Source organism: Halomonas sp. JS92-SW72, from assembly GCF_003547075.1.
Classification (GTDB): domain Bacteria; phylum Pseudomonadota; class Gammaproteobacteria; order Pseudomonadales; family Halomonadaceae; genus Halomonas; species Halomonas alkalicola.
In genome coordinates, this window is sequence record NZ_CP032147.1 from 2,935,547 (window position 1) to 2,952,467 (window position 16,921).

At 69.4% G+C, this 16,921-nt stretch carries 20 protein-coding genes; 13 read left to right on the plus strand and 7 right to left on the minus strand.

From position 1 onward, the window contains the following. Nucleotides 1-17 precede the first annotated feature (17 nt). The 4 genes from thiD to dtd all read left to right on the plus strand — a co-directional run bounded on the left by thiD (nucleotide 18) and on the right by dtd (nucleotide 2,963). A complete protein-coding gene (thiD, locus tag D1793_RS13795; protein ID WP_119022668.1) occupies nucleotides 18-845 on the plus strand; it encodes a bifunctional hydroxymethylpyrimidine kinase/phosphomethylpyrimidine kinase in 828 nt (275 codons plus the stop codon). 86 nt (nucleotides 846-931) lie between these two features. Next, nucleotides 932-1,777, plus strand: a complete 846-nt coding sequence (locus tag D1793_RS13800) for a universal stress protein (protein WP_119022669.1) — start codon at nucleotides 932-934, stop codon at nucleotides 1,775-1,777. A gap of 75 nt (nucleotides 1,778-1,852) precedes the next feature. Then, nucleotides 1,853-2,458, plus strand: a complete 606-nt coding sequence (locus tag D1793_RS13805; RefSeq protein ID WP_119022670.1) for a chalcone isomerase family protein — start codon at nucleotides 1,853-1,855, stop codon at nucleotides 2,456-2,458. A 67-nt stretch (nucleotides 2,459-2,525) separates the two neighbouring features. Next, on the plus strand, nucleotides 2,526-2,963 hold the full coding sequence (gene dtd, locus D1793_RS13810) for a D-aminoacyl-tRNA deacylase (RefSeq protein ID WP_119022671.1): 438 nt from the start codon (nucleotides 2,526-2,528) through the stop codon (nucleotides 2,961-2,963). Nucleotides 2,964-3,197: 234 nt separating this feature from the next. Here the strand turns inward: dtd and D1793_RS13815 are convergent, their stop codons facing one another. Then, the gene (locus tag D1793_RS13815; protein ID WP_119022672.1) at nucleotides 3,198-5,129 is read right to left on the minus strand and encodes an ATP-binding cassette domain-containing protein; all 1,932 of its coding nucleotides are present in this window, start codon (nucleotides 5,127-5,129) and stop codon (nucleotides 3,198-3,200) included. Nucleotides 5,130-5,206: 77 nt separating this feature from the next. On the opposite strand from D1793_RS13815, the gene D1793_RS13820 reads away from it, so the two are divergent. The 7 genes from D1793_RS13820 (at nucleotide 5,207) to D1793_RS13850 (ending at nucleotide 11,377) form a co-directional block, all read left to right on the plus strand. Continuing rightward, a complete protein-coding gene (locus D1793_RS13820) occupies nucleotides 5,207-5,722 on the plus strand; it encodes a TIGR02444 family protein (protein WP_162899974.1) in 516 nt (171 codons plus the stop codon). 91 nt (nucleotides 5,723-5,813) lie between these two features. Continuing rightward, nucleotides 5,814-6,833: a TRAP transporter substrate-binding protein DctP gene (dctP, locus tag D1793_RS13825; protein ID WP_119022674.1), complete on the plus strand. Its 1,020-nt coding sequence runs from the start codon at nucleotides 5,814-5,816 to the stop codon at nucleotides 6,831-6,833. A 241-nt stretch (nucleotides 6,834-7,074) separates the two neighbouring features. Beyond that, nucleotides 7,075-7,662, plus strand: coding sequence for a TRAP transporter small permease (locus D1793_RS13830; RefSeq protein ID WP_119022675.1), 588 nt, complete (start codon nucleotides 7,075-7,077; stop codon nucleotides 7,660-7,662). 30 nt (nucleotides 7,663-7,692) lie between these two features. Next, the gene (locus tag D1793_RS13835; protein ID WP_119022676.1) at nucleotides 7,693-8,976 is read left to right on the plus strand and encodes a TRAP transporter large permease; all 1,284 of its coding nucleotides are present in this window, start codon (nucleotides 7,693-7,695) and stop codon (nucleotides 8,974-8,976) included. Between the two features lie 41 nt (nucleotides 8,977-9,017). Next, nucleotides 9,018-9,461 (plus strand): universal stress protein, encoded by a 444-nt coding sequence (locus tag D1793_RS13840; RefSeq protein ID WP_119022677.1) that lies wholly within the window; start codon nucleotides 9,018-9,020, stop codon nucleotides 9,459-9,461. 128 nt (nucleotides 9,462-9,589) lie between these two features. After that, nucleotides 9,590-10,276, plus strand: coding sequence for an FKBP-type peptidyl-prolyl cis-trans isomerase (locus D1793_RS13845; protein ID WP_119022678.1), 687 nt, complete (start codon nucleotides 9,590-9,592; stop codon nucleotides 10,274-10,276). Nucleotides 10,277-10,294: 18 nt separating this feature from the next. Continuing rightward, the gene (locus D1793_RS13850) at nucleotides 10,295-11,377 is read left to right on the plus strand and encodes a PHB depolymerase family esterase (RefSeq protein WP_119022679.1); all 1,083 of its coding nucleotides are present in this window, start codon (nucleotides 10,295-10,297) and stop codon (nucleotides 11,375-11,377) included. Nucleotides 11,378-11,409: 32 nt separating this feature from the next. Here the strand turns inward: D1793_RS13850 and D1793_RS13855 are convergent, their stop codons facing one another. Next, the gene (locus D1793_RS13855; protein ID WP_119022680.1) at nucleotides 11,410-12,003 is read right to left on the minus strand and encodes an SCO family protein; all 594 of its coding nucleotides are present in this window, start codon (nucleotides 12,001-12,003) and stop codon (nucleotides 11,410-11,412) included. Then, on the minus strand, nucleotides 12,000-12,512 hold the full coding sequence (locus tag D1793_RS13860; RefSeq protein ID WP_119022681.1) for a hypothetical protein: 513 nt from the start codon (nucleotides 12,510-12,512) through the stop codon (nucleotides 12,000-12,002). Before D1793_RS13860 ends, D1793_RS13855 begins: the two co-directional genes overlap by 4 nt. Nucleotides 12,513-12,623: 111 nt before the next feature. On the opposite strand from D1793_RS13860, the gene D1793_RS13865 reads away from it, so the two are divergent. Further along, nucleotides 12,624-13,538, plus strand: a complete 915-nt coding sequence (locus tag D1793_RS13865; protein WP_119023694.1) for an AEC family transporter — start codon at nucleotides 12,624-12,626, stop codon at nucleotides 13,536-13,538. Nucleotides 13,539-13,935: 397 nt separating this feature from the next. Here D1793_RS13865 and trmB read toward each other — a convergent pair whose 3' ends face one another. The 3 genes from trmB to thiS form a co-directional block, all read right to left on the minus strand. Beyond that, the gene (trmB, locus tag D1793_RS13870; protein ID WP_119022682.1) at nucleotides 13,936-14,679 is read right to left on the minus strand and encodes a tRNA (guanosine(46)-N7)-methyltransferase TrmB; all 744 of its coding nucleotides are present in this window, start codon (nucleotides 14,677-14,679) and stop codon (nucleotides 13,936-13,938) included. A 67-nt stretch (nucleotides 14,680-14,746) separates the two neighbouring features. Then, entirely contained in the window at nucleotides 14,747-15,544 is a 798-nt protein-coding gene (locus tag D1793_RS13875) for a thiazole synthase (RefSeq protein WP_110069040.1), read from the minus strand. Between the two features lie 50 nt (nucleotides 15,545-15,594). Next, on the minus strand, nucleotides 15,595-15,795 hold the full coding sequence (gene thiS, locus D1793_RS13880) for a sulfur carrier protein ThiS (protein WP_119022683.1): 201 nt from the start codon (nucleotides 15,793-15,795) through the stop codon (nucleotides 15,595-15,597). Between the two features lie 117 nt (nucleotides 15,796-15,912). Between thiS and D1793_RS13885 the strand changes: the two genes are divergently transcribed. Beyond that, entirely contained in the window at nucleotides 15,913-16,293 is a 381-nt protein-coding gene (locus tag D1793_RS13885; RefSeq protein WP_119022684.1) for a DUF423 domain-containing protein, read from the plus strand. Between the two features lie 30 nt (nucleotides 16,294-16,323). Here the strand turns inward: D1793_RS13885 and D1793_RS13890 are convergent, their stop codons facing one another. Then, on the minus strand, nucleotides 16,324-16,737 hold the full coding sequence (locus tag D1793_RS13890; RefSeq protein ID WP_119022685.1) for a PaaI family thioesterase: 414 nt from the start codon (nucleotides 16,735-16,737) through the stop codon (nucleotides 16,324-16,326). Nucleotides 16,738-16,921 lie beyond the last annotated feature (184 nt).

Here is a 16,921-nt window from a genome sequence, read left to right on the forward strand (position 1 = left end):
CCTTCTCAGGTGACCGCATGACCGACGCATCCGCCCCGTCCACGCGCGTGATTCCCAATGTGCTGACCATCGCCGGCTCCGACCCCAGCGGCGGCGCCGGCATCCAGGCCGATCTCAAGACCTTCTCGGCGCTGGGCGCCTATGGTACCAGCGTGATCACCGCCCTGACCGCCCAGAACACCCAAGGCGTCAGCGGCGTGCACCCGGTGCCCGCCGAGTTCATCGCCGCCCAGCTCGAGACCCTGCTCGACGACGTGCGCATCGACGCGGTGAAAATCGGCATGGTGGCGAGCCGCGAGGTGGCCGAGGTGATCCGCGCGGCGCTGACCCGTCGCCGCCCCCGCTGGGTGGTGCTCGACCCGGTGATGGTGGCCAAGAGCGGCGACATCCTGGTGGACGATGCCGGCATCCGCGCGGTGCGCGAGGTGCTGGTGCCGCTGGCCGACCTGGTCACCCCCAACCTGCCGGAGGCCGCGGTGCTGCTCGACGCCCCGGTGCCGGGCGACCGCGACGGCATGCTGGCCCTGGCGCCGGCGCTGCGGGCGCTGGGCGCCGGTGCCACCCTGCTCAAGGGCGGCCACCTCGCCGGCGAGGAGTGCCCCGACCTCTTGATCACCGACGAGGCGACCCGTTGGGTCGAGGGCGCCCGGGTCGACACCGCCAACCTGCACGGCACCGGCTGTACCCTCTCCTCGGCCATCGCCGCCCGCCTGGCCCTGGGCGAGGCCCTGCCGGCCGCGGTGGCGGGCGCCAAGCAGTGGCTGGGCGCGGCCCTGGCCGCGAGCCGGCGCCTTGATGTGGGTCAAGGGCGCGGCCCGGTGCACCACTTCCACGCCTGGTGGTAGGGCGAATCCGGCGTTTTGCTCCTTGCAGGGGCGGCGCCGGCCTCCCATCCTGAAGGTCCCACCCTCGGGAAGCGGAGACCGCTACCATGACCCAGACGCTGCTGTTCGCCTGCGACCTCTCGGCCGAGAACCGCGCCGCCTTCGCCCGGGCCCTGCGCCTGGCTAGCGAACAGGGCGCCCGCCTCGACGTGATCCACGTGCTCGACCCCTACCTGCCGCGGCGGGTGCTGCATGACCTGGAGGAGGCGGTGGTGGCCGACATGCAGGCGATGCTGACCGATATCCGCGAGGACTATGCCCTCCCGGAGCCCCAGATGCTGCTGCAGACGGTGGCCGGCTCTCCCTACGCCGAGATCATCCGCGAGGCCCACGAGCGCGAGGTGGACATGATCGTCCTCGGCGCCCACCGCAAGCGCGGCCAGCCCGACCTCGTCGCCGGCACCACCCTGGCCCGGGTGCTGCGCAGCGCCCCCTGTCCGGTGCTCACGGTGAGCCACCTGGCCAGCCAGGAGTGGCGCGACATCCTGGTGCCGGTGGACTTCTCGCTGACCTCCCGCCATACCCTGCGCGAGACCCTCAAGCGCTTTCCCGAGGCACGACTCACCCTGCTCCACGCCTGGGACATTCCCGGCGAGCGGGAGCTCGGCTCCGACGGCGACTACGCCCGCTGGCGAGACCGCGAGGTGGCGCGGCTGCGCACCCAGCTGGAGCGCGAGACCGAACAGCTGATGGCCGAGCTCGACAGGGTGCCGGAGCTGGAGCTGGTGCTCGAGCAGGGCGACCCCCTGGAGGTGCTGATGACCCGCCTGCGCCGCCAGCCCCCGGACCTGCTGGCCCTGGGCAGCCGCGGCCAGCTGGGCCGACAGAGCCATATCACCGAGCAGCTGCTGGCCGAGCCCCATTGCGACATCATGCTCTGCCGCGCCTGGTAGGCAATATTCGATACAGAACCTCTACGCGCTGATAAAGTCTGTACATGACTACAGACCCATCGCCGGAGGTTCCCCATGCATCGTCCTGCCCGCTCTGCCCTGGCTCAGGGCCTTCCCGCCCCCCTGGCGGCCCTGCTGCTCGCCCTGCTGCTGACCTGGCTGCCGCTGCGCGCCGACGCCACCCAGACGGTGGAGGTGCGGGGCGTGCAGTTCGCCACCGCGCTGGAGGAGTCGGGCCAGGCCTACCGCCTGATCGGCCACGGCCTGTTCCGCTACATGATCTGGACCGCCTATGCCGGGGCCTACTACCAGGCCCCCGAGGCCCTCGAGCCGGCCCCACTGTCGTCCGTACCGCGCCGGCTGGAGCTCGAGTACTTCCACGCCATCGCCGCCGATGACTTCGCCGCCGCCACCCGCGACAGCGTGCGCGAGCACCTGGGCGACGCCGCCTACGGCGAGCTGCTCCCCGCCCTGAATGCCTTCAACCGGGCCTATCGCAGCGTCGAGCCCGGCGACCGCTACGCCCTGACCTGGGACGGCGAGGCCCTGCGGCTGGCCCTCAACGGCGAGACGCTCCATACCAGCGACGACCCGGCGCTGGCCAACGCGCTCTTCGGCATCTGGCTGGGTGACCGGCCGCTGCGGGACGACTTCCGCGACGCCCTGCTGGGGCGCCGCTGAGCAGGCGCGTGCTACGCTCTCTGCTTCCAAGTCAGGCAGCGGTCATGAATCATCGGGGAGAGCAGAGATGAAGGCACTGATCCAGCGGGTCACCCGGGCCAGCGTGGCCGTGGAGGGGCGCACGGTGGGCGCCATCGGGCAGGGCCTGCTGGCCCTGGTGGGCGTGGAGAAGGGCGACGACGAGGCCGCCGCCGACCGGCTGCTGCACAAGCTCTTGCACTACCGGGTGTTCGGCGACGCCGACGACAAGATGAACCTCAACCTGCAGCAGGTCGACGGCGGGCTGCTGCTGGTCTCCCAGTTCACCCTGGCGGCCGACACCCGCAAGGGGCTCAGGCCCAGCTTCTCCAGCGCCGCCCCGCCCGACGAGGGCCACCGGCTGTTCCACTACCTGCTGGCACGCGCCGAGGCGGCCTGGCCCCGGGTGGAGAGCGGCGAGTTCGCCGCCAACATGGAGGTCTCGCTGGTCAACGACGGGCCGGTGACCTTTCTGCTGGAGAGCTGAGGGCACCAAGGACGCCTACCAGGTGACGCCAGGGAAGCGCGAAAGCGACATATCCCCCGGGTTGCTGGCGCAAGGGAAGCGACGTCCGACGATCGCCAGGGATGGCGAGCGAAGGTCACCCGTGAGGGATTATGTTGTGACCCGACGGACAAGTCGCGAGCGCAGCGCCAGGGTTTCAACCCGGGGGTCGCGACTCGTGCTTCCCCGGCACAAACACCCGCCTGTGGCTGGTCCTCAGCTTTCCCTGAGCTCGGCCTCCATGGCCTCCAGCGCCTCCTCAGCGGCGAGCCACTCGGCCTCGAGGTCATCCAGGCGCGACTTGAGCTCGCCCTGGCGCGCCAGGGTGGCGGTGAGCTCCGCCTTGCGGGCGGCGTCGGTGTAGAGCGCGGCGTCGCCCAGCATCTCTTCCACCTCGGCCAGCTCCGCCTGGACCTTCTCCATGGCCTGCTCGGCGCGGTCGCGCTGCTTCTTGAGCGGACGCAGCTTCTCGCGCAGCTCGGCGGCGGCGCGTCGTGCTGCGCGGCGATCCTCCCTGGGCGCCTCCTCGTCCCTGTCGGCACGCGCCTCGCGGCGCTCGCCCTCGAGGCGCGCCTTGAGCCAGGCCCGGTAGTCCTCCAGGTCGCCGTCGAAGGGCTCGACCCGGTGGTCGGCCACCCGCCAGAACTCGTCCACGGTGGCACGCAGCAGGTGGCGGTCGTGGGAGACGATGATCACCGTGCCCTCGAAGGCCGCCAGCGCCTCGGTGAGCGCCTCGCGCATCTCCAGGTCCAGGTGGTTGGTGGGCTCGTCCAGCAGCAGCAGGTTGGGCTTCTGCCAGGCCACCAGCGAGAGCGCCAGGCGCGCCTTCTCGCCGCCGGAGAAGCGTCCCACCTCGCCGAAGGCGTCATCGCCCTGGAAGCCGAAGCCGCCCAGGAAGTTGCGGATCTCCTGCTCGCTGGCCTTCGGTGAGAGCCGCTGCACGTGCATGAAGGGGGTCGAGGCGAGATCCAGACCCTCGAGCTGGTGCTGGGCGAAGTAGCCGATGGCCAGGTGCTCGCCGGGTACCCGCTTGCCGGCCAGCAGCGCCAGCTCGCCGGTCAGCGACTTGATCAGGGTCGACTTGCCGGCCCCGTTGGGGCCCAGCAGGCCGATGCGCTGGCCGGGCAGCAGGGTCAGCCTGACCTGGTCCAGCTGGACCTTCGCCTCCCCCGCCTCGTCGCGATAGCCGAGCCGCGCCTCGTCCAGCACCAGCAGCGGGTGGGAGGTCCTGTCGGAGGCGGGAATGGTGAAGTGGAAGGGGGAGTCGGCGTGGGCCACGGCGATATCGCCCATGCGCTCCAGCATCTTGAGGCGGCTCTGGGCCTGGCGCGCCTTGGTGGCCTTGGCCCGGAAGCGCGCCACGAAACGCTCGATCTCCTCGCGTCGCGCCTGCTGCTTGGCCGCCTCGGCCTGCTGCAGCGCCAGCTTCTCGGCCCGGGTACGCTCGAAGGTGGAGTAGTTGCCGCGGTAGAGCACCAGGCTCTGGCGGTCGAAGTGCACGATGTGATCGCACACCGCATCCAGGAAGTCGCGGTCGTGGGAGATCAGCAGCAGGGTACCGGGGTAGCGGGCAAGCCACTGCTCCAGCCACAGCAGGGCGTCCAGGTCCAGGTGGTTGGTGGGTTCGTCCAGCAGCAGCACATCGGAAGGCATGAAGAGGGTGCGGGCCAGGTTGACCCGCATCCGCCAGCCGCCGGAGAAGTCCGACAGCGGGCGCGCCAGGTCCGCCTGGGCGAAGCCCAGCCCCACCAGCAGCTGGGCCGCGCGGGCCGGCGCGCTGTAGCCGTCCAGGGCCTCGATGGCGCCGTGCAGCTCCGCCTCGCGGTGGGCGTCGTGGGCCTCCCGGGCCGCCTCGAGCGCCGCCTGGGTGGCGCGCAGCTCGCGGTCGCCGTCCAGCACATACTCGACGATGGGACGATCGAGGGCCTCCACCTCCTGGGCCATGTGGGCGATGCGCTGGCCGCCGCTCATCTCGACCTCGCCGCGGTCCGGGGCCAGCTCGCCGAGCAGCAGCTTGAAGAGGCTCGACTTGCCGGCGCCGTTGGGGCCGACGATCCCCGCCTTGTGACCGGCATGCAGGGTCAGGTCGGCCCCCTCCAGCAGGGCCTGGGTGCCGCGTTGCAGGGAAACTTGGCGCAGTGCGATCATGCGGGCTCCACGGGCTGTGCATGGGGGTCGCCGCCCTGTCGGCGACGACCGATAAAATGAACGATGATTCTACCGAAATGACGGCCGTCCTGCGGCGCCGTCTGAGCGAACACTCCCTGTGGGCGTTCGCCCTGGCCCTCTACGCCCGCCCCGGGGTCGAGGCGGCCTGCCTGGCACTGCAGGACGAGGCCGGCGTCGACGTCTGCGAGCTGCTCTGGCGCTGCTGGCTACTGCAGCATGGCGCTCGGCCCGGCCCGGCGGCCGAGGCGGGAGTGGCCGAGGTGCGCCGCTGGCAGGCCGAGATCACCGCCCCGCTGCGCACCCTGCGCCGCCGGCTCAGGCCCGAAGCGGCCAACGATGCCGGGGTCGCCACGCTGCGCGAGACCCTCAAGCGCGCCGAGCTCGAGGCCGAACGCGAGGCCCTGACGCGACTCGAGCGACTGGTTCTCGCGGGCGAAAAGCGGCTGTCTCCGGCCACCGGCATAAGTACCGAAAAAGTCCTGGAAAGTGCCCTTCTCCTGCAGAAAAAAACCCATCTTTCAACGCTTCAGACGCTGATTGCCTCGCTTGACCCTCACCCGGCCCCACGCTAGCCTGAAAACCACATGTGCGAGCGAAAGGCCCGTGTCGTGCCTGTCATTTTCGTAAGAACGTGACCATCCAAACCGTAAGGGGACTACAAGAATGAAGGCAACCAAGCTGTTGACCACGGCCACCGTCGGCGCCCTGCTTTTCGGCATGTCCGCGGCGGCCCATTCCGCCAACTGGCGCTATGCCCACGAGGAGTTCGAGGGCGATGTCCAGGACGTCTTTGCGATGGCGTTCAAGGAGTATATCGAGGAGAACTCCGACAACACCGTCCAGGTCTATCGTTTCGGCGAGCTGGGCGAGTCCGACGACATCATGGAGCAGACCCAGGCGGGCATCCTGCAGTTCGTCAACCAGTCACCCGGCTTCACCGGCGCGCTGATTCCCGAGGCGCAGATCTTCTTCGTGCCCTACCTGCTGCCCACCGATGAAGCGCAGGTCATCGAGTTCTTCAACACCAGCGTGGCCATCAACGAGATGTTCCCGGAGCTCTACGCCGAACAGGGCCTGGAGCTGCTCAAGATGTACCCGGAAGGCGAGATGGTCGTCACCCTGGACGAGCCCTTCACCACCCCGGAAGAGCTGCGCGGCAAGAACATTCGCACCATGACCAACCCGCTGCTCTCCGAGACCTACCGCGCCTTCGGCGCCAGCCCGACGCCGCTGCCCTGGGGCGAGGTCTATGGCGGCCTGCAGACCGGCATCCTGCAGGGTCAGGAGAACCCGATCTTCTGGATCGAGTCCGGCGGCCTCTATGAGGTCTCCCCGAACCTGGTCTATACCGGTCACGGCTGGTTCACCACCGCCATGATGGCCAACCAGGACTTCTTCAACAGCCTCTCCGAGGAGGAGCAGCAGCTGGTGCGTGACGCCAGCGAGCATGCCTACGAGATCATCATCGAGCATATCTCGGGCCTGGCCGACGAGTCCCTGGCCAAGATCCAGGAGGCCTCCGACGAGGTCACCGTCACCCGCCTGACCGAGGAGCAGATCCAGGCCTTCCGCGACCGCGCCCCGCAGGTCGAGGAGCGCTTCATCGAGATGACCGGTGAGCGTGGCCAGGCGCTGCTCGAGCAGTTCCACGCCGACCTGGAAGCCGTGATGGCCGACGACTGATCGTCGTCTGCTCGTCATCACCGCTGATGCAAGGGGGTGGCCGCGAGGCTGCCCCCTTCTGGTTGATCCCCCTCGGGTTCACGACGACGCCATTGCCGCGGGGCCCGTGCGTCGTCGCGTACCCGGTGAGGATCCCGGCCACTCAGCGTTGAAGCCCTGGCGGCATCGCCCGGCCGGACGGCGTACCCTCGAAGAACGACAGTGATATGCGTGCGTGGGGAATGGAGAGGAGCCCGCCGACATGGAAATGAACGAAGACGACATTGCCGAAAAGAACTACCGCTCGACCCTGCCCGGTCCGCTGGGGCCCATCGACACCTGGATCAGCCGGATCGAGGCGGTGATCCTGGCCATGGGGGTGATCCTCATGGCCATCAACACCATCGCCAACGTGCTGAGCCGCTTCCTCCTCGGCGAGAGCCTGCACTTCTCCGAGGAGATCAATCGCATCCTGATCGTGATGATCACCTTCGCCGGCATCGGCTATGCGGCCCGCCACGGGCGCCATATCCGCATGTCGGCCATCTATGACGCCGTGCCCACCGGCGGGCGTCGCTGGATGATGATCGCCATCAGCCTGTTCACCGCCCTGGTGATGTTCGTGCTCTGCTACTACTCGATCGGCTACATCTCCACCCTCTACGGCCGCGGTCGCGTGCTCCCCTCGCTGAGCATCCCGGTGTGGATGATGTACGTCTGGGTGCCGATCGGCTTCGCCATCACCGGCATCCAGTACCTGCTCACCGCCATCAAGAACCTGACCTCCCGCGACGTCTACCTCTCGACCCATGTGGTGGACGGCTACAAGGACACGGAAACGGAAGTCTGATCCCGATCGGGCTAGCGAGGACACCTCACCATGACAGCCATCATCCTCTCCATCATGATCGTGCTGCTGCTGCTCGGCTTCCCGATGATGATCCCCCTGGCGACGGCGGCGTTCGTCGGGTTCTACATGACCTTCGGCGGCCTCGGCCAGATGGAAACCCTGATCCAGCAGATGATGGGCGGCATCCGCCCCACGGCGCTGATCGCCGTGCCGATGTTCATCCTGGCCGCCGACATCATGACCCGCGGCCAGTCCGCCAACCGCCTGATCAACATGGTCATGGCCTTCGTGGGGCACATCAAGGGGGGCCTGGCGGTCTCCACCGCCGCCTCCTGCACGCTGTTCGGCGCTGTCTCCGGCTCCACCCAGGCCACCGTGGTGGCGGTGGGGTCGCCGCTGCGCCCACGCATGCTCAAGGCGGGCTACAAGGACTCCTTCACCCTGGCGCTGATCATCAACTCCAGCGACATCGCCTTCCTTATCCCGCCGAGCATCGGCATGATCATCTACGGGGTCATCTCCGGCACCTCCATCGGTGAGCTGTTCATCGCCGGCATCGGCCCGGGCCTGCTGATCCTGGCCATGTTCTCGGCCTACTGCGTCGTCTACGCCACCATCCACAAGGTGCCGACCGAGCCCAAGGCGACCTGGAAGCAGCGCGCCGTCTCGGTGAAGGACGCCCTCTGGCCGCTGGGCTTCCCGGTTCTGATCGTGGGCGGCATCTACGGCGGCATCTTCAGCCCCACCGAGGCCGCGGCCGCCTGCGTGCTCTACGCGGTGATCCTCGAGTTCGTGGTGTTCCGCTCGCTGAAGCTTCACCACATCTACGCCATCGCCAAGTCCACCGGTCTGATCACCTCGGTGGTCTTCATCCTGGTGGCGGTGGGCAACGGTTTCTCCTGGATCATCTCCTTCGCCCAGATCCCCCAGACGATCCTCGCCGCCGTGGGCATCAACGAGGCCGGCCCGGTGGGCGTGCTGATCGCCATCTCCATCGCCTTCTTCGTGGCCTGCATGTTCGTGGACCCCATCGTGGTGATCCTGGTGCTGACGCCGATCTTCGCCCCGGCCATCGCCGCCTCGGGCCTCGACCCGGTGCTGGTGGGCGTGCTGATCACCCTGCAGGTGGCGATAGGCTCGGCGACGCCACCCTTCGGCTGCGACATATTCACCGCCATCGCCATCTTCAAGCGACCCTACTGGGAGGTGATCCGCGGCACGCCGCCCTTCGTCTTCATGCTGGTGCTGGCCGCCGCGCTGATCATCATGTTCCCGCAGATCGCCCTGTTCCTGCGCGACATGGCGTTCCGCTGATCCACTGAGCACCGACCCAACAACCCCCAGGGAGACACGCCATGTTCAATCGGATACTGGTCCCGGTGGATGGCTCCAAGGGAGCGCTGAAGGCCCTGGAGAAGGGCGTCGGCCTGCAGATGCTGACCGGCGCCGAGCTCTATATCCTGTGCGTCTTCAAGCACCACAGCCTGCTCGAGGCCTCGCTCTCCATGGTGCGCCCGGACAGGCTCGAGATCCCCGACGACGCCCTCAAGGAGTACGCCACCGAGATCGCCGTGCAGGCCAAGGCCCATGCCCTGGAGCTGGGCGTGCCGGCAGACAAGCTGCGCGCCTTCGTCAAGGGTGGGCGCCCCTCGCGCATCATCGTGCGCTTCGCCCGCAAGCGGGAGTGCGACCTGATCGTGATCGGCTCCCAGGGCACCAACGGCGACAAGAGCCTGCTGCTCGGCAGCGTGGCCCAGCGCGTCGCCGGCTCCGCTCACTGTCCCACCCTGGTCGTCTGACCCAGGTGGTATCATGGCCGCGGTCGGGCCGGTCTTGCACCCTCGCCGTGCGGAACCGCCCCGCCCCCGCGGAGTCCCATGGTCTCCAACCACCGATGGCGCTTCGCGCCTAACCACAAGGCCCGTTCATGAAGAGACTGCTGACCACCGCTTCCCTGACCGCCCTGCTGGGCGCCGCCCCCCTGGTGCTGGCTGCGCCGGAGACCGACGAGGGGCGTCTCGGCTACAGCCTGGGCGTGACCCTTGGCCAGAGCATCCAGCAGGACGTCAGAGACCTGGACGTGGACGCCTTCACCCAGGCGATCCGGGACGTCTTCGCCGGCGGCGAACTGGCGATGAGCGATGAGGAGATGGCCGAGACCCTGATGCAGTTCCAGCAGCAGGCGATGGCCGCTCGCCAGGCCGAGGCCGAGCAGCGGGCCGAGAACAACCGCGCCGAAGGCGAGGCCTTCCTGGCCGCCAACGCCGAGGCGGAGGGCGTCGAGGTCACCGCCTCCGGCCTGCAGTATCGGGTGCTGGAGTCCGGCGACGGCGCCACCCCGGGCCCCGAGGACAGCGTCGAGGTGCACTACGAAGGCACTCTGATCGACGGCACCGTCTTCGACAGCTCCCTGGAGCGCGGCGAACCGGTCAGTTTCCGCGTCGACCAGGTCATCGACGGCTGGCAGGAGGCCCTGCAGCTGATGAGCGTCGGCGACAGCTGGGAGATCGTGATCCCCGCCGAGCTGGCCTACGGCGCCCAGGGCCAGGGTCCCATCGGTCCCAACGAGACCCTGATCTTCCGCGTCGACCTGCTCGACGTCATCGATGACTGAGCCCGACGCCGGAGCCCCATGATCCCTTCCTCCCTTCCCGCCGCCGGCCTTGTGCTGGCGGCGTTCGTCGCTGCCCCGGCGGCCGCCGACGCCCTCCCCGACCTGCCCCGGCTGGGGCTTTCCGGGAGCGACGCCAGCGTGATCGGCGTCTCTTCGGGCGGCTACATGGCCACCCAGCTCGCCGTGGCCTGGCCCGAGCGCTTCCTGGGGCTTGCCGTGCTCGGCGCCGGCCCCTGGTCCTGCGCCCAGGGCACCCTGCGCCGCGCCCTGGGGCAGTGCATGACCACCCGGCTCGGCCCGCCGCCCCTCGATGAGCTGGAGCAGCGCCTCGCCGGCTACCGCGAGCATGACCGCGTGGGCAGCGCCGAGGCCCTGGCCGAACTGCGCGCCTTCGTCTGGCATGGCAACGCGGACGACACCGTCGCCCCGGCCCTGGGCGCGGCCCTGGCCGAGCAGCTCGCCGGCTGGCTGGCGGATCCCGAGGCGCAGCTGCGCTTCGTGACCAGCGACAACGTCGGCCACGGCTGGCCCATCGGCCAGCGGGCGACCCCGCCACCGACCACCGAACTGGGCGACTGCCGCCAGGGCGGCGGCACCCACCTGCTGGGCTGCGGCCAGGACCTCGCCGGTGAAGCGATGGCCTGGCTCCACGAGGCGCCGTCAGGGGCGCACAAGGCGGAGGAGCCGGGGGCCAACGAGGCGTCGGAGGCGCCCGCCGGCGACCTGCTGCACTTCGATCAGGGCGATTTCGCCGTCAAGGGGCTCGATGACTCGGGCTACCTGTTCGTGCCGGAAGCGTGCAACGAGGGGGGCTGTGCACTGACGGTCGCGCTGCACGGCTGCGGCATGGGCGCGGAGCAGATCGGCGAGACCTTCGTGCGCCACAGCGGCCTCAACGAGTGGGCCGCCGCCCACGATCGGGTGGTGCTCTATCCCCAGGCCGAGACCAGCCTGGCCAACCCCCAGGGGTGCTGGGACTGGTGGGGCTTCGCCGAGAGCACCTGGCAGCTTCACCCGCTGCACGACACCCGAGAGGGGACCCAGGTCCGCGCCCTCATGGCGATGATCGAGCGCCTGCAGGAAGCCGCGACCCCGCCCTGAGGCGGGGTCGCAGCGTCAGCCGAAGACGCCAGTCAGAGCGCCTCGTCGAGGGCCGAGAGCAAGGCATGGGGCGCCGGCGAGTAGAGCACTCGCCGCAGGATGGTGCCGTCGCGATCCACCAGGTAGAGCGACGAGCTGTGGTCGATGGTATAGGCCATGGCCGACTCCGGGGTCTCGACCCGCCGCCAGATCACGCCGTAGCGCTCGGCGAGCGCCTCGAGCTCGGCCTCGCTGCCGGTGGCGCCGATGAAGGCATCGCCGAAGAAGCCGGTGTACTCCGCCAGCCGCTCGAGGGTGTCACGCTCGGGGTCCACCGAGATCATCAGCGGCACCACCCGCTCGCGCTCCGCCTCGTCCAGCTCGGCCAGCGCCTGGCGCACCACGGCGAGGCTCATGGGGCAGACGTCGGGGCAGTAGGTGTAGCCGAAGAAGACCACCGCCAGCTGGTCCTCCTCGAGCTGGGCAAGGGAGAACTCCCCGTGGGTCGAGGAGAGCTCGATGGGGCCGCCGGTCGGGCCATTGCCCGCACCGCTCGTCGCGAACTGCTGCTGGAACCAGCCGTAGCCGCCCACCCCCAGCACCAGCACGATCAGCGCGATCCCCGCCCAGAGTCCCTGTCGTTTCATAGTCGGCTTCTCTCCACCTCGAAGTTGAATCCGCTGCCCAGGCGGTGGTCACCGCGGGTGACGATCACCCTGGCCCGCCAGGGCATCACCGCCTCGGTGCAGATCGGGATCTGCCCCTCACCGCGGAAGGCGCCATCGGCCTGTCGGGCCAGCGGATAGCGATGCAGCCCCATGTCCATGTCGCGGCCGACGAAGTCCACCACCACCGAGTCCGCCTCGACGCCCTCCAGGGCCACCGACATCGGCAGGAGCTCCAGCGCGCGGATCTCGCCCTCGGCCCCCAGGTCCAGCGTCAGGCTAGCCCCCTCACCCAAGAGCGCCTGGCAGGGGCCCCGGCTCAGCTCGCAGCCGGCCTCCTCGGCGTACCAGCGCACATCGCCGTCACCGCGAAGACTGTAGCTGGTCAGGTACCAGAGTGCCACGGCCACGGTGCCCAGGGTGAAGAGGACCAGCAGCCGCAGCAGCGGAGGGCGCGAGATGGCCGGGTCGGAGGAGACAGAAGTCGGCATGGTGACGAGGGAAAGTGCTCACGAGAGGAAATGTCGCGGTAAGCTTATCAGCATTCGCCTGTGGCAGAGTGCGCAAGGATGTCGCAGGGCAACCCGATCAAGGAGATGACCATGACAGGCGTGGCAAACGCGCTGGGGCCGCTGTTCCTGCTGATCCTGCTGGGCGCCGCCCTGGGCCGGCTGCGCCAGCCGGGCGGCGACTTCTGGCCCCAGCTGGAGCGGCTGATCTACTTCCTGTTGTTTCCCGCCATGCTGGTGTCGACCCTGGCCACCGCCGACGTCAGCCAGGTGCCGGTGGCGCGCGTGGCCCTGGCCCTGCTCGGCGCCATGGGCCTCTTCGGCGTCCTGCTGTGGAGGCTGCGCGGCTGGCTGGGCCTCGATCCGCCGGCCTTCACCTCGGCCTTCCAGGGGGCGCTGCGCTTCAACACCTACGTGGGGGTGGCCGGGGCCGCCGCCCTGCACGGCACGCCGGGCGCCACCGTGGCCGCCGTGGCCGTGGCGCTGATGGTGCCGGTGGTCAACGTCATGTGCGTGGCGAGCTTCATCGCCGCCGGGACCCTCGGCGCCGGCAGCCTCGGCAGGAGCCTGGCGGCGCTGGCCCGCAACCCGCTGATCCTCGGCTGCCTGATCGGCATCGGCCTGAACGTGAGCGGCATCGGGCTGCCGGGGTGGAGCGCGGACACGGTGGAGCTGCTCGGCCGCGCCGCCCTGCCGCTGGGCCTGGTGGCGGTCGGGGTGGCGCTGCGCCCCGAGGCGCTGCTGCGCCTCGATCGCGGCGTCTGGGTCACCAACGCCATCAAGCTGGGGCTGATGCCTGCCCTGGTGCTGCTGCTCGCCCTGGCGCTGGGTCTCGACCCGGTGAGCCGAGACGTGGCGCTGCTGTTCGCCGCCCTGCCCACCGCTACCTCCGCCTATATCCTGGCGCGCCAGCTGGGCGGCGACGCCGAGATGATGGCGGCGCTGATCACCGCCCAGACCCTGCTGGCCATGGCTACCCTGCCCCTCTGGCTGCGCCTGGCCGGCTAAGGGCGCCGCCAGGACAAACGCAAATAAAAAATATTCGCATTACTGTTGACGCCGCAAATGAGAATGATTACTCTTGCTTCCAGTGGCGTTGATGAGCCGCCACTGCCATCGCAGGTACCGCCAGTCACCTGCCATGGTTTCTCCCTCCTCATTGCTAGTCACGGTCTTGCCGCCGCCCTGCCCAGGGCGGCTTTTTTGGTCTGGCGAGTCCCTCCTCATTGCTGCTCCTTACCACCTCAGGGTCTTGCCGCCGCCCCATCGAGGGCGGCTTTTTTTGGCCTGGCGAGTCCCTCCTCATTGCTGCTCCTTACCACCCCAGGGTCTTGCCGCCGCCCTCAACCTCAAAAACGAAGCCCCCGCACGGGCGGGGGCTTCGAGGAGCGAAAGAGGCGCGTGATCAGTCGACGCGGCGGTAGATCAGGTCCCAGACGCCGTGACCGAGGCGCTCGCCGCGGGCCTCGAACTTGGTGAGCGGGCGGAACTCCGGCCGCGGCACGTAGGGGGCGGTCTGGGGCTCGGCGGTGTTGGCATAGCCCGGGGCGGCGTCCATCACCTCGGCCATCCACTCGGCGTAGGCCTCCCAGTCGGTGGCCATATGGAAGGTGCCGCCGACCTTGAGGCGGCTGCGTACAAGCTCGACGAAGGCGGGCTGCACGATGCGCCGCTTGTGGTGCTTCTTCTTCGGCCAGGGATCGGGGAAGAAGAGCTGCAGGGTGTCGAGGCTACCCTCGGGCAGGCACTCCTCGAGCACCCGCAGGGCGTCTTCCCGGTAGACCCGCAGGTTGGTCAGGCCGCGCTTGTCGGCCTCGTCGAGCAGCTTGCCCACGCCCGGGGCGTGCACCTCGATGCCGATGAAGTCGGTGTCGGGGTGGGTCTCGGCCTGCTCGATCAGCGAGGCCCCCATACCGAAGCCGATCTCCACCACCCGCGGCGCGCGGCGGCCGAACAGGGCATCCAGGTCCTGGCGGCCGTCGGCCAGGGTCAGGCCCAGCCGCGGCCAGATCTCCTCGAGGCCGCGGGTCTGGGCCTGGGTCATGCGCCCGGCACGCAGCACATAGCTCTTGATGCCGCGGCGGTGCAGCGGGGCGTCCGGGCCTTCCGGTCCGGTGGTGGCGGTATCGTCGCGGGACTGGTCACTCATGGGGCGGTCGGGGCTCTCGTTCTGGGCGCGGGTGTCAGGCGTTCGGTGCGGGCGATCGCTGGAGGCGTCAGCCGTTGATGCGGCCGGCGAAGGGCGAGGAGGGGTCGGCGCTCTGGCGACGCGGCATGCGCCCGGCCAGGAAGGCCTCGCGGCCCGCCTCCACCGCCTTCTTCATGGCGCTGGCCATCAGCACCGGCTGGCGGGCGTGGGCGATGGCGGTGTTCATCAGCACGCCGTCGCAGCCCAGTTCCATGGCCATGGCGGCATCGGAAGCGGTGCCGATCCCGGCATCCACCAGCACCGGCACGCTGGCCTGCTCGATGATCAGGCGGATGTTGTGGGGGTTCTGGATGCCGTGCCCCGAGCCGATCAGCGAGCCCAGCGGCATGATCGCACAGCAGCCCAGGCGCTCGAGCTCGCGAGCCACGATGGGGTCGTCGCTGGTATAGACCATGACGTCGAAGCCGTCCTTGATCAGCACCTCGGCGGCGGCCAGGGTCTCCACCACGTTGGGGTAGAGGGTCGAGTCGTCACCCAGCACCTCGAGCTTCACCAGGTTGTGGCCGTCGAGCAGCTCGCGGGCCAGCCGACAGGTGCGCACCGCGTCCTTCGCCGTGTAGCAGCCGGCGGTGTTGGGCAGCAGCGTATAGCGCTCCGGGGAGATCACGTCGAGCAGGTTGGGCTCACCGGCCTCCTGGCCCAGGTTGGTGCGCCGCACGGCGAAGGTGACCACCTCGGCGCCGGAGGCGGCGATCGCCTCGCCGGTCTCGTCGAAGTCCTTGTACTTGCCGGTACCGACCAGCAGGCGGGAGGCGAATTCGCGCCCGGCGACGCGCAGGGGCTGGTCCTGGAAGAAGTCTGTCATCGAGTCTGCCTTGTGTGGTTGTCTTCGCGATAGGGCGTCGGGCGCGGTGCTCAGCCGCCGCCGATGGCGTGCACGACCTCGACCCGGTCGCCCTCGGCCAGGCGGGTATCGGCATGTTCGCTGCGAGGCACGATCTCCTCGTTCACCTCCACGGCGATGCGCCGGCCGGCGAGCCCCAGGGACTCGACCAGCTGGGCGACCGTGAGCTCGGGCGCCAGGGTATGCGCCTCGCCATTGAGCTGGATCTGCATGGCCTTCTCTCTGCGCTCCGGTGGCTGTCGTTGCGTTGGCTTTCGGACCCGACATTGTAGCCGAGTCCGCCCGGGCGGGGTACGGTGGCGGCCATGACGCGAGATGAGGAGACCCCGATGCAGGACCGAGGCTGGTGGCTGGGGGCGGCGCTCTCCGGCGCCCTGGTGGTGATGGCGGGGGCCTTCGGCGCCCACGCCCTGGAGGGGCAGCTGGCCCCGCGCCTGGTGGCGGCCTTCGAGACCGGGGTGCGCTACCAGGCCTGGCACACCCTGGCGCTGCTCGCCGTGCTGGCCTGGCGCGCCGCGACGCCCCTGGCCGGACAGCGGCTGGCCATGGGCCTGTGGGCGGCCGGCATGGGGCTCTTCTCGGGCTCGCTCTACGCCATGGCGCTGAGCGGCTCGGGCGGGCTCGGCATGATCACGCCCGTCGGCGGGGTGCTGCTGATCGCCGGCTGGCTGGCCCTGGCCGGCGCGGTGCTGCGCGCACCGCGGCGCTGAGTTCGCCCGCGGCCGGGCGCGCGGGCCGGTTCAGTCGCGATCGGGCAGGGCGTAGGTGGCGGTGACCAGCGCCACCGGCTGCTCGTCGCCGGCGGAGAAGAGCTGCACCTCGCCCACCGCCAGGCGCCGGCCCAGCTTGAGGATGCGCGCCGTGGCGATGATGTCGCGGTCGCCCCGCGGACGGCGCAGGAAGCGGCAGTGCAGGTCGCTGGTGACCGCCATGGGCTCGGGACCGATCTGGGCCAGGATCGCCACGTAGAGGCAGACGTCGGCCAGTCCCATCAGGGTGGGACCGGAGACGCTGGCGCCGGGGCGCAGGTGCTCATCGTCAATGGCCAGGCTCATGGTGGCACGCATGTGATCGACGGCCTCGATGGTCCCGATACGCTGGGGGAAGACCTCGTCGAGGAAGTCCTCGATGGTGGCGGCGGTCATCAGGGTCATCGGCGGGCTCCTTGCAGTGGATGGGGCGAATTGACGCTGGCGTCAACATAACCGAAAGCGCCCCGGGCAGATACTGAACTGCACCCCGAAAGTTGGACATCCAATCCAACCTTCGGGGTGTTTTTATGAGCAATCGAATCAGCAGGATACGTCACCCTCTCGACTTCCCTCCATACACAAGACT

Excerpts from the sequence above, each read along its gene's own strand:
- D1793_RS13835 (WP_119022676.1), top strand. The coding sequence starts at position 7,693 with ATGACAGCCATCATCCTCTCCATCATGATCGTGCTGCTGCTGCTCGGC.
- D1793_RS13890 (WP_119022685.1), bottom strand. The coding sequence starts at position 16,737 with ATGACCCTGATGACCGCCGCCACCATCGAGGACTTCCTCGACGAGGTC.
- D1793_RS13840 (WP_119022677.1), top strand. The coding sequence starts at position 9,018 with ATGTTCAATCGGATACTGGTCCCGGTGGATGGCTCCAAGGGAGCGCTG.
- D1793_RS13820 (WP_162899974.1), top strand. The coding sequence starts at position 5,207 with ATGACGGCCGTCCTGCGGCGCCGTCTGAGCGAACACTCCCTGTGGGCG.
- dtd (WP_119022671.1), top strand. The coding sequence starts at position 2,526 with ATGAAGGCACTGATCCAGCGGGTCACCCGGGCCAGCGTGGCCGTGGAG.
- thiS (WP_119022683.1), bottom strand. The coding sequence starts at position 15,795 with ATGCAGATCCAGCTCAATGGCGAGGCGCATACCCTGGCGCCCGAGCTC.
- D1793_RS13885 (WP_119022684.1), top strand. The coding sequence starts at position 15,913 with ATGCAGGACCGAGGCTGGTGGCTGGGGGCGGCGCTCTCCGGCGCCCTG.
- dctP (WP_119022674.1), top strand. The coding sequence starts at position 5,814 with ATGAAGGCAACCAAGCTGTTGACCACGGCCACCGTCGGCGCCCTGCTT.
- trmB (WP_119022682.1), bottom strand. The coding sequence starts at position 14,679 with ATGAGTGACCAGTCCCGCGACGATACCGCCACCACCGGACCGGAAGGC.
- thiD (WP_119022668.1), top strand. The coding sequence starts at position 18 with ATGACCGACGCATCCGCCCCGTCCACGCGCGTGATTCCCAATGTGCTG.
- D1793_RS13865 (WP_119023694.1), top strand. The coding sequence starts at position 12,624 with ATGACAGGCGTGGCAAACGCGCTGGGGCCGCTGTTCCTGCTGATCCTG.
- D1793_RS13815 (WP_119022672.1), bottom strand. The coding sequence starts at position 5,129 with ATGATCGCACTGCGCCAAGTTTCCCTGCAACGCGGCACCCAGGCCCTG.
- D1793_RS13875 (WP_110069040.1), bottom strand. The coding sequence starts at position 15,544 with ATGACAGACTTCTTCCAGGACCAGCCCCTGCGCGTCGCCGGGCGCGAA.
- D1793_RS13860 (WP_119022681.1), bottom strand. The coding sequence starts at position 12,512 with ATGCCGACTTCTGTCTCCTCCGACCCGGCCATCTCGCGCCCTCCGCTG.
- D1793_RS13805 (WP_119022670.1), top strand. The coding sequence starts at position 1,853 with ATGCATCGTCCTGCCCGCTCTGCCCTGGCTCAGGGCCTTCCCGCCCCC.
- D1793_RS13800 (WP_119022669.1), top strand. The coding sequence starts at position 932 with ATGACCCAGACGCTGCTGTTCGCCTGCGACCTCTCGGCCGAGAACCGC.
- D1793_RS13855 (WP_119022680.1), bottom strand. The coding sequence starts at position 12,003 with ATGAAACGACAGGGACTCTGGGCGGGGATCGCGCTGATCGTGCTGGTG.
- D1793_RS13830 (WP_119022675.1), top strand. The coding sequence starts at position 7,075 with ATGGAAATGAACGAAGACGACATTGCCGAAAAGAACTACCGCTCGACC.
- D1793_RS13850 (WP_119022679.1), top strand. The coding sequence starts at position 10,295 with ATGATCCCTTCCTCCCTTCCCGCCGCCGGCCTTGTGCTGGCGGCGTTC.
- D1793_RS13845 (WP_119022678.1), top strand. The coding sequence starts at position 9,590 with ATGAAGAGACTGCTGACCACCGCTTCCCTGACCGCCCTGCTGGGCGCC.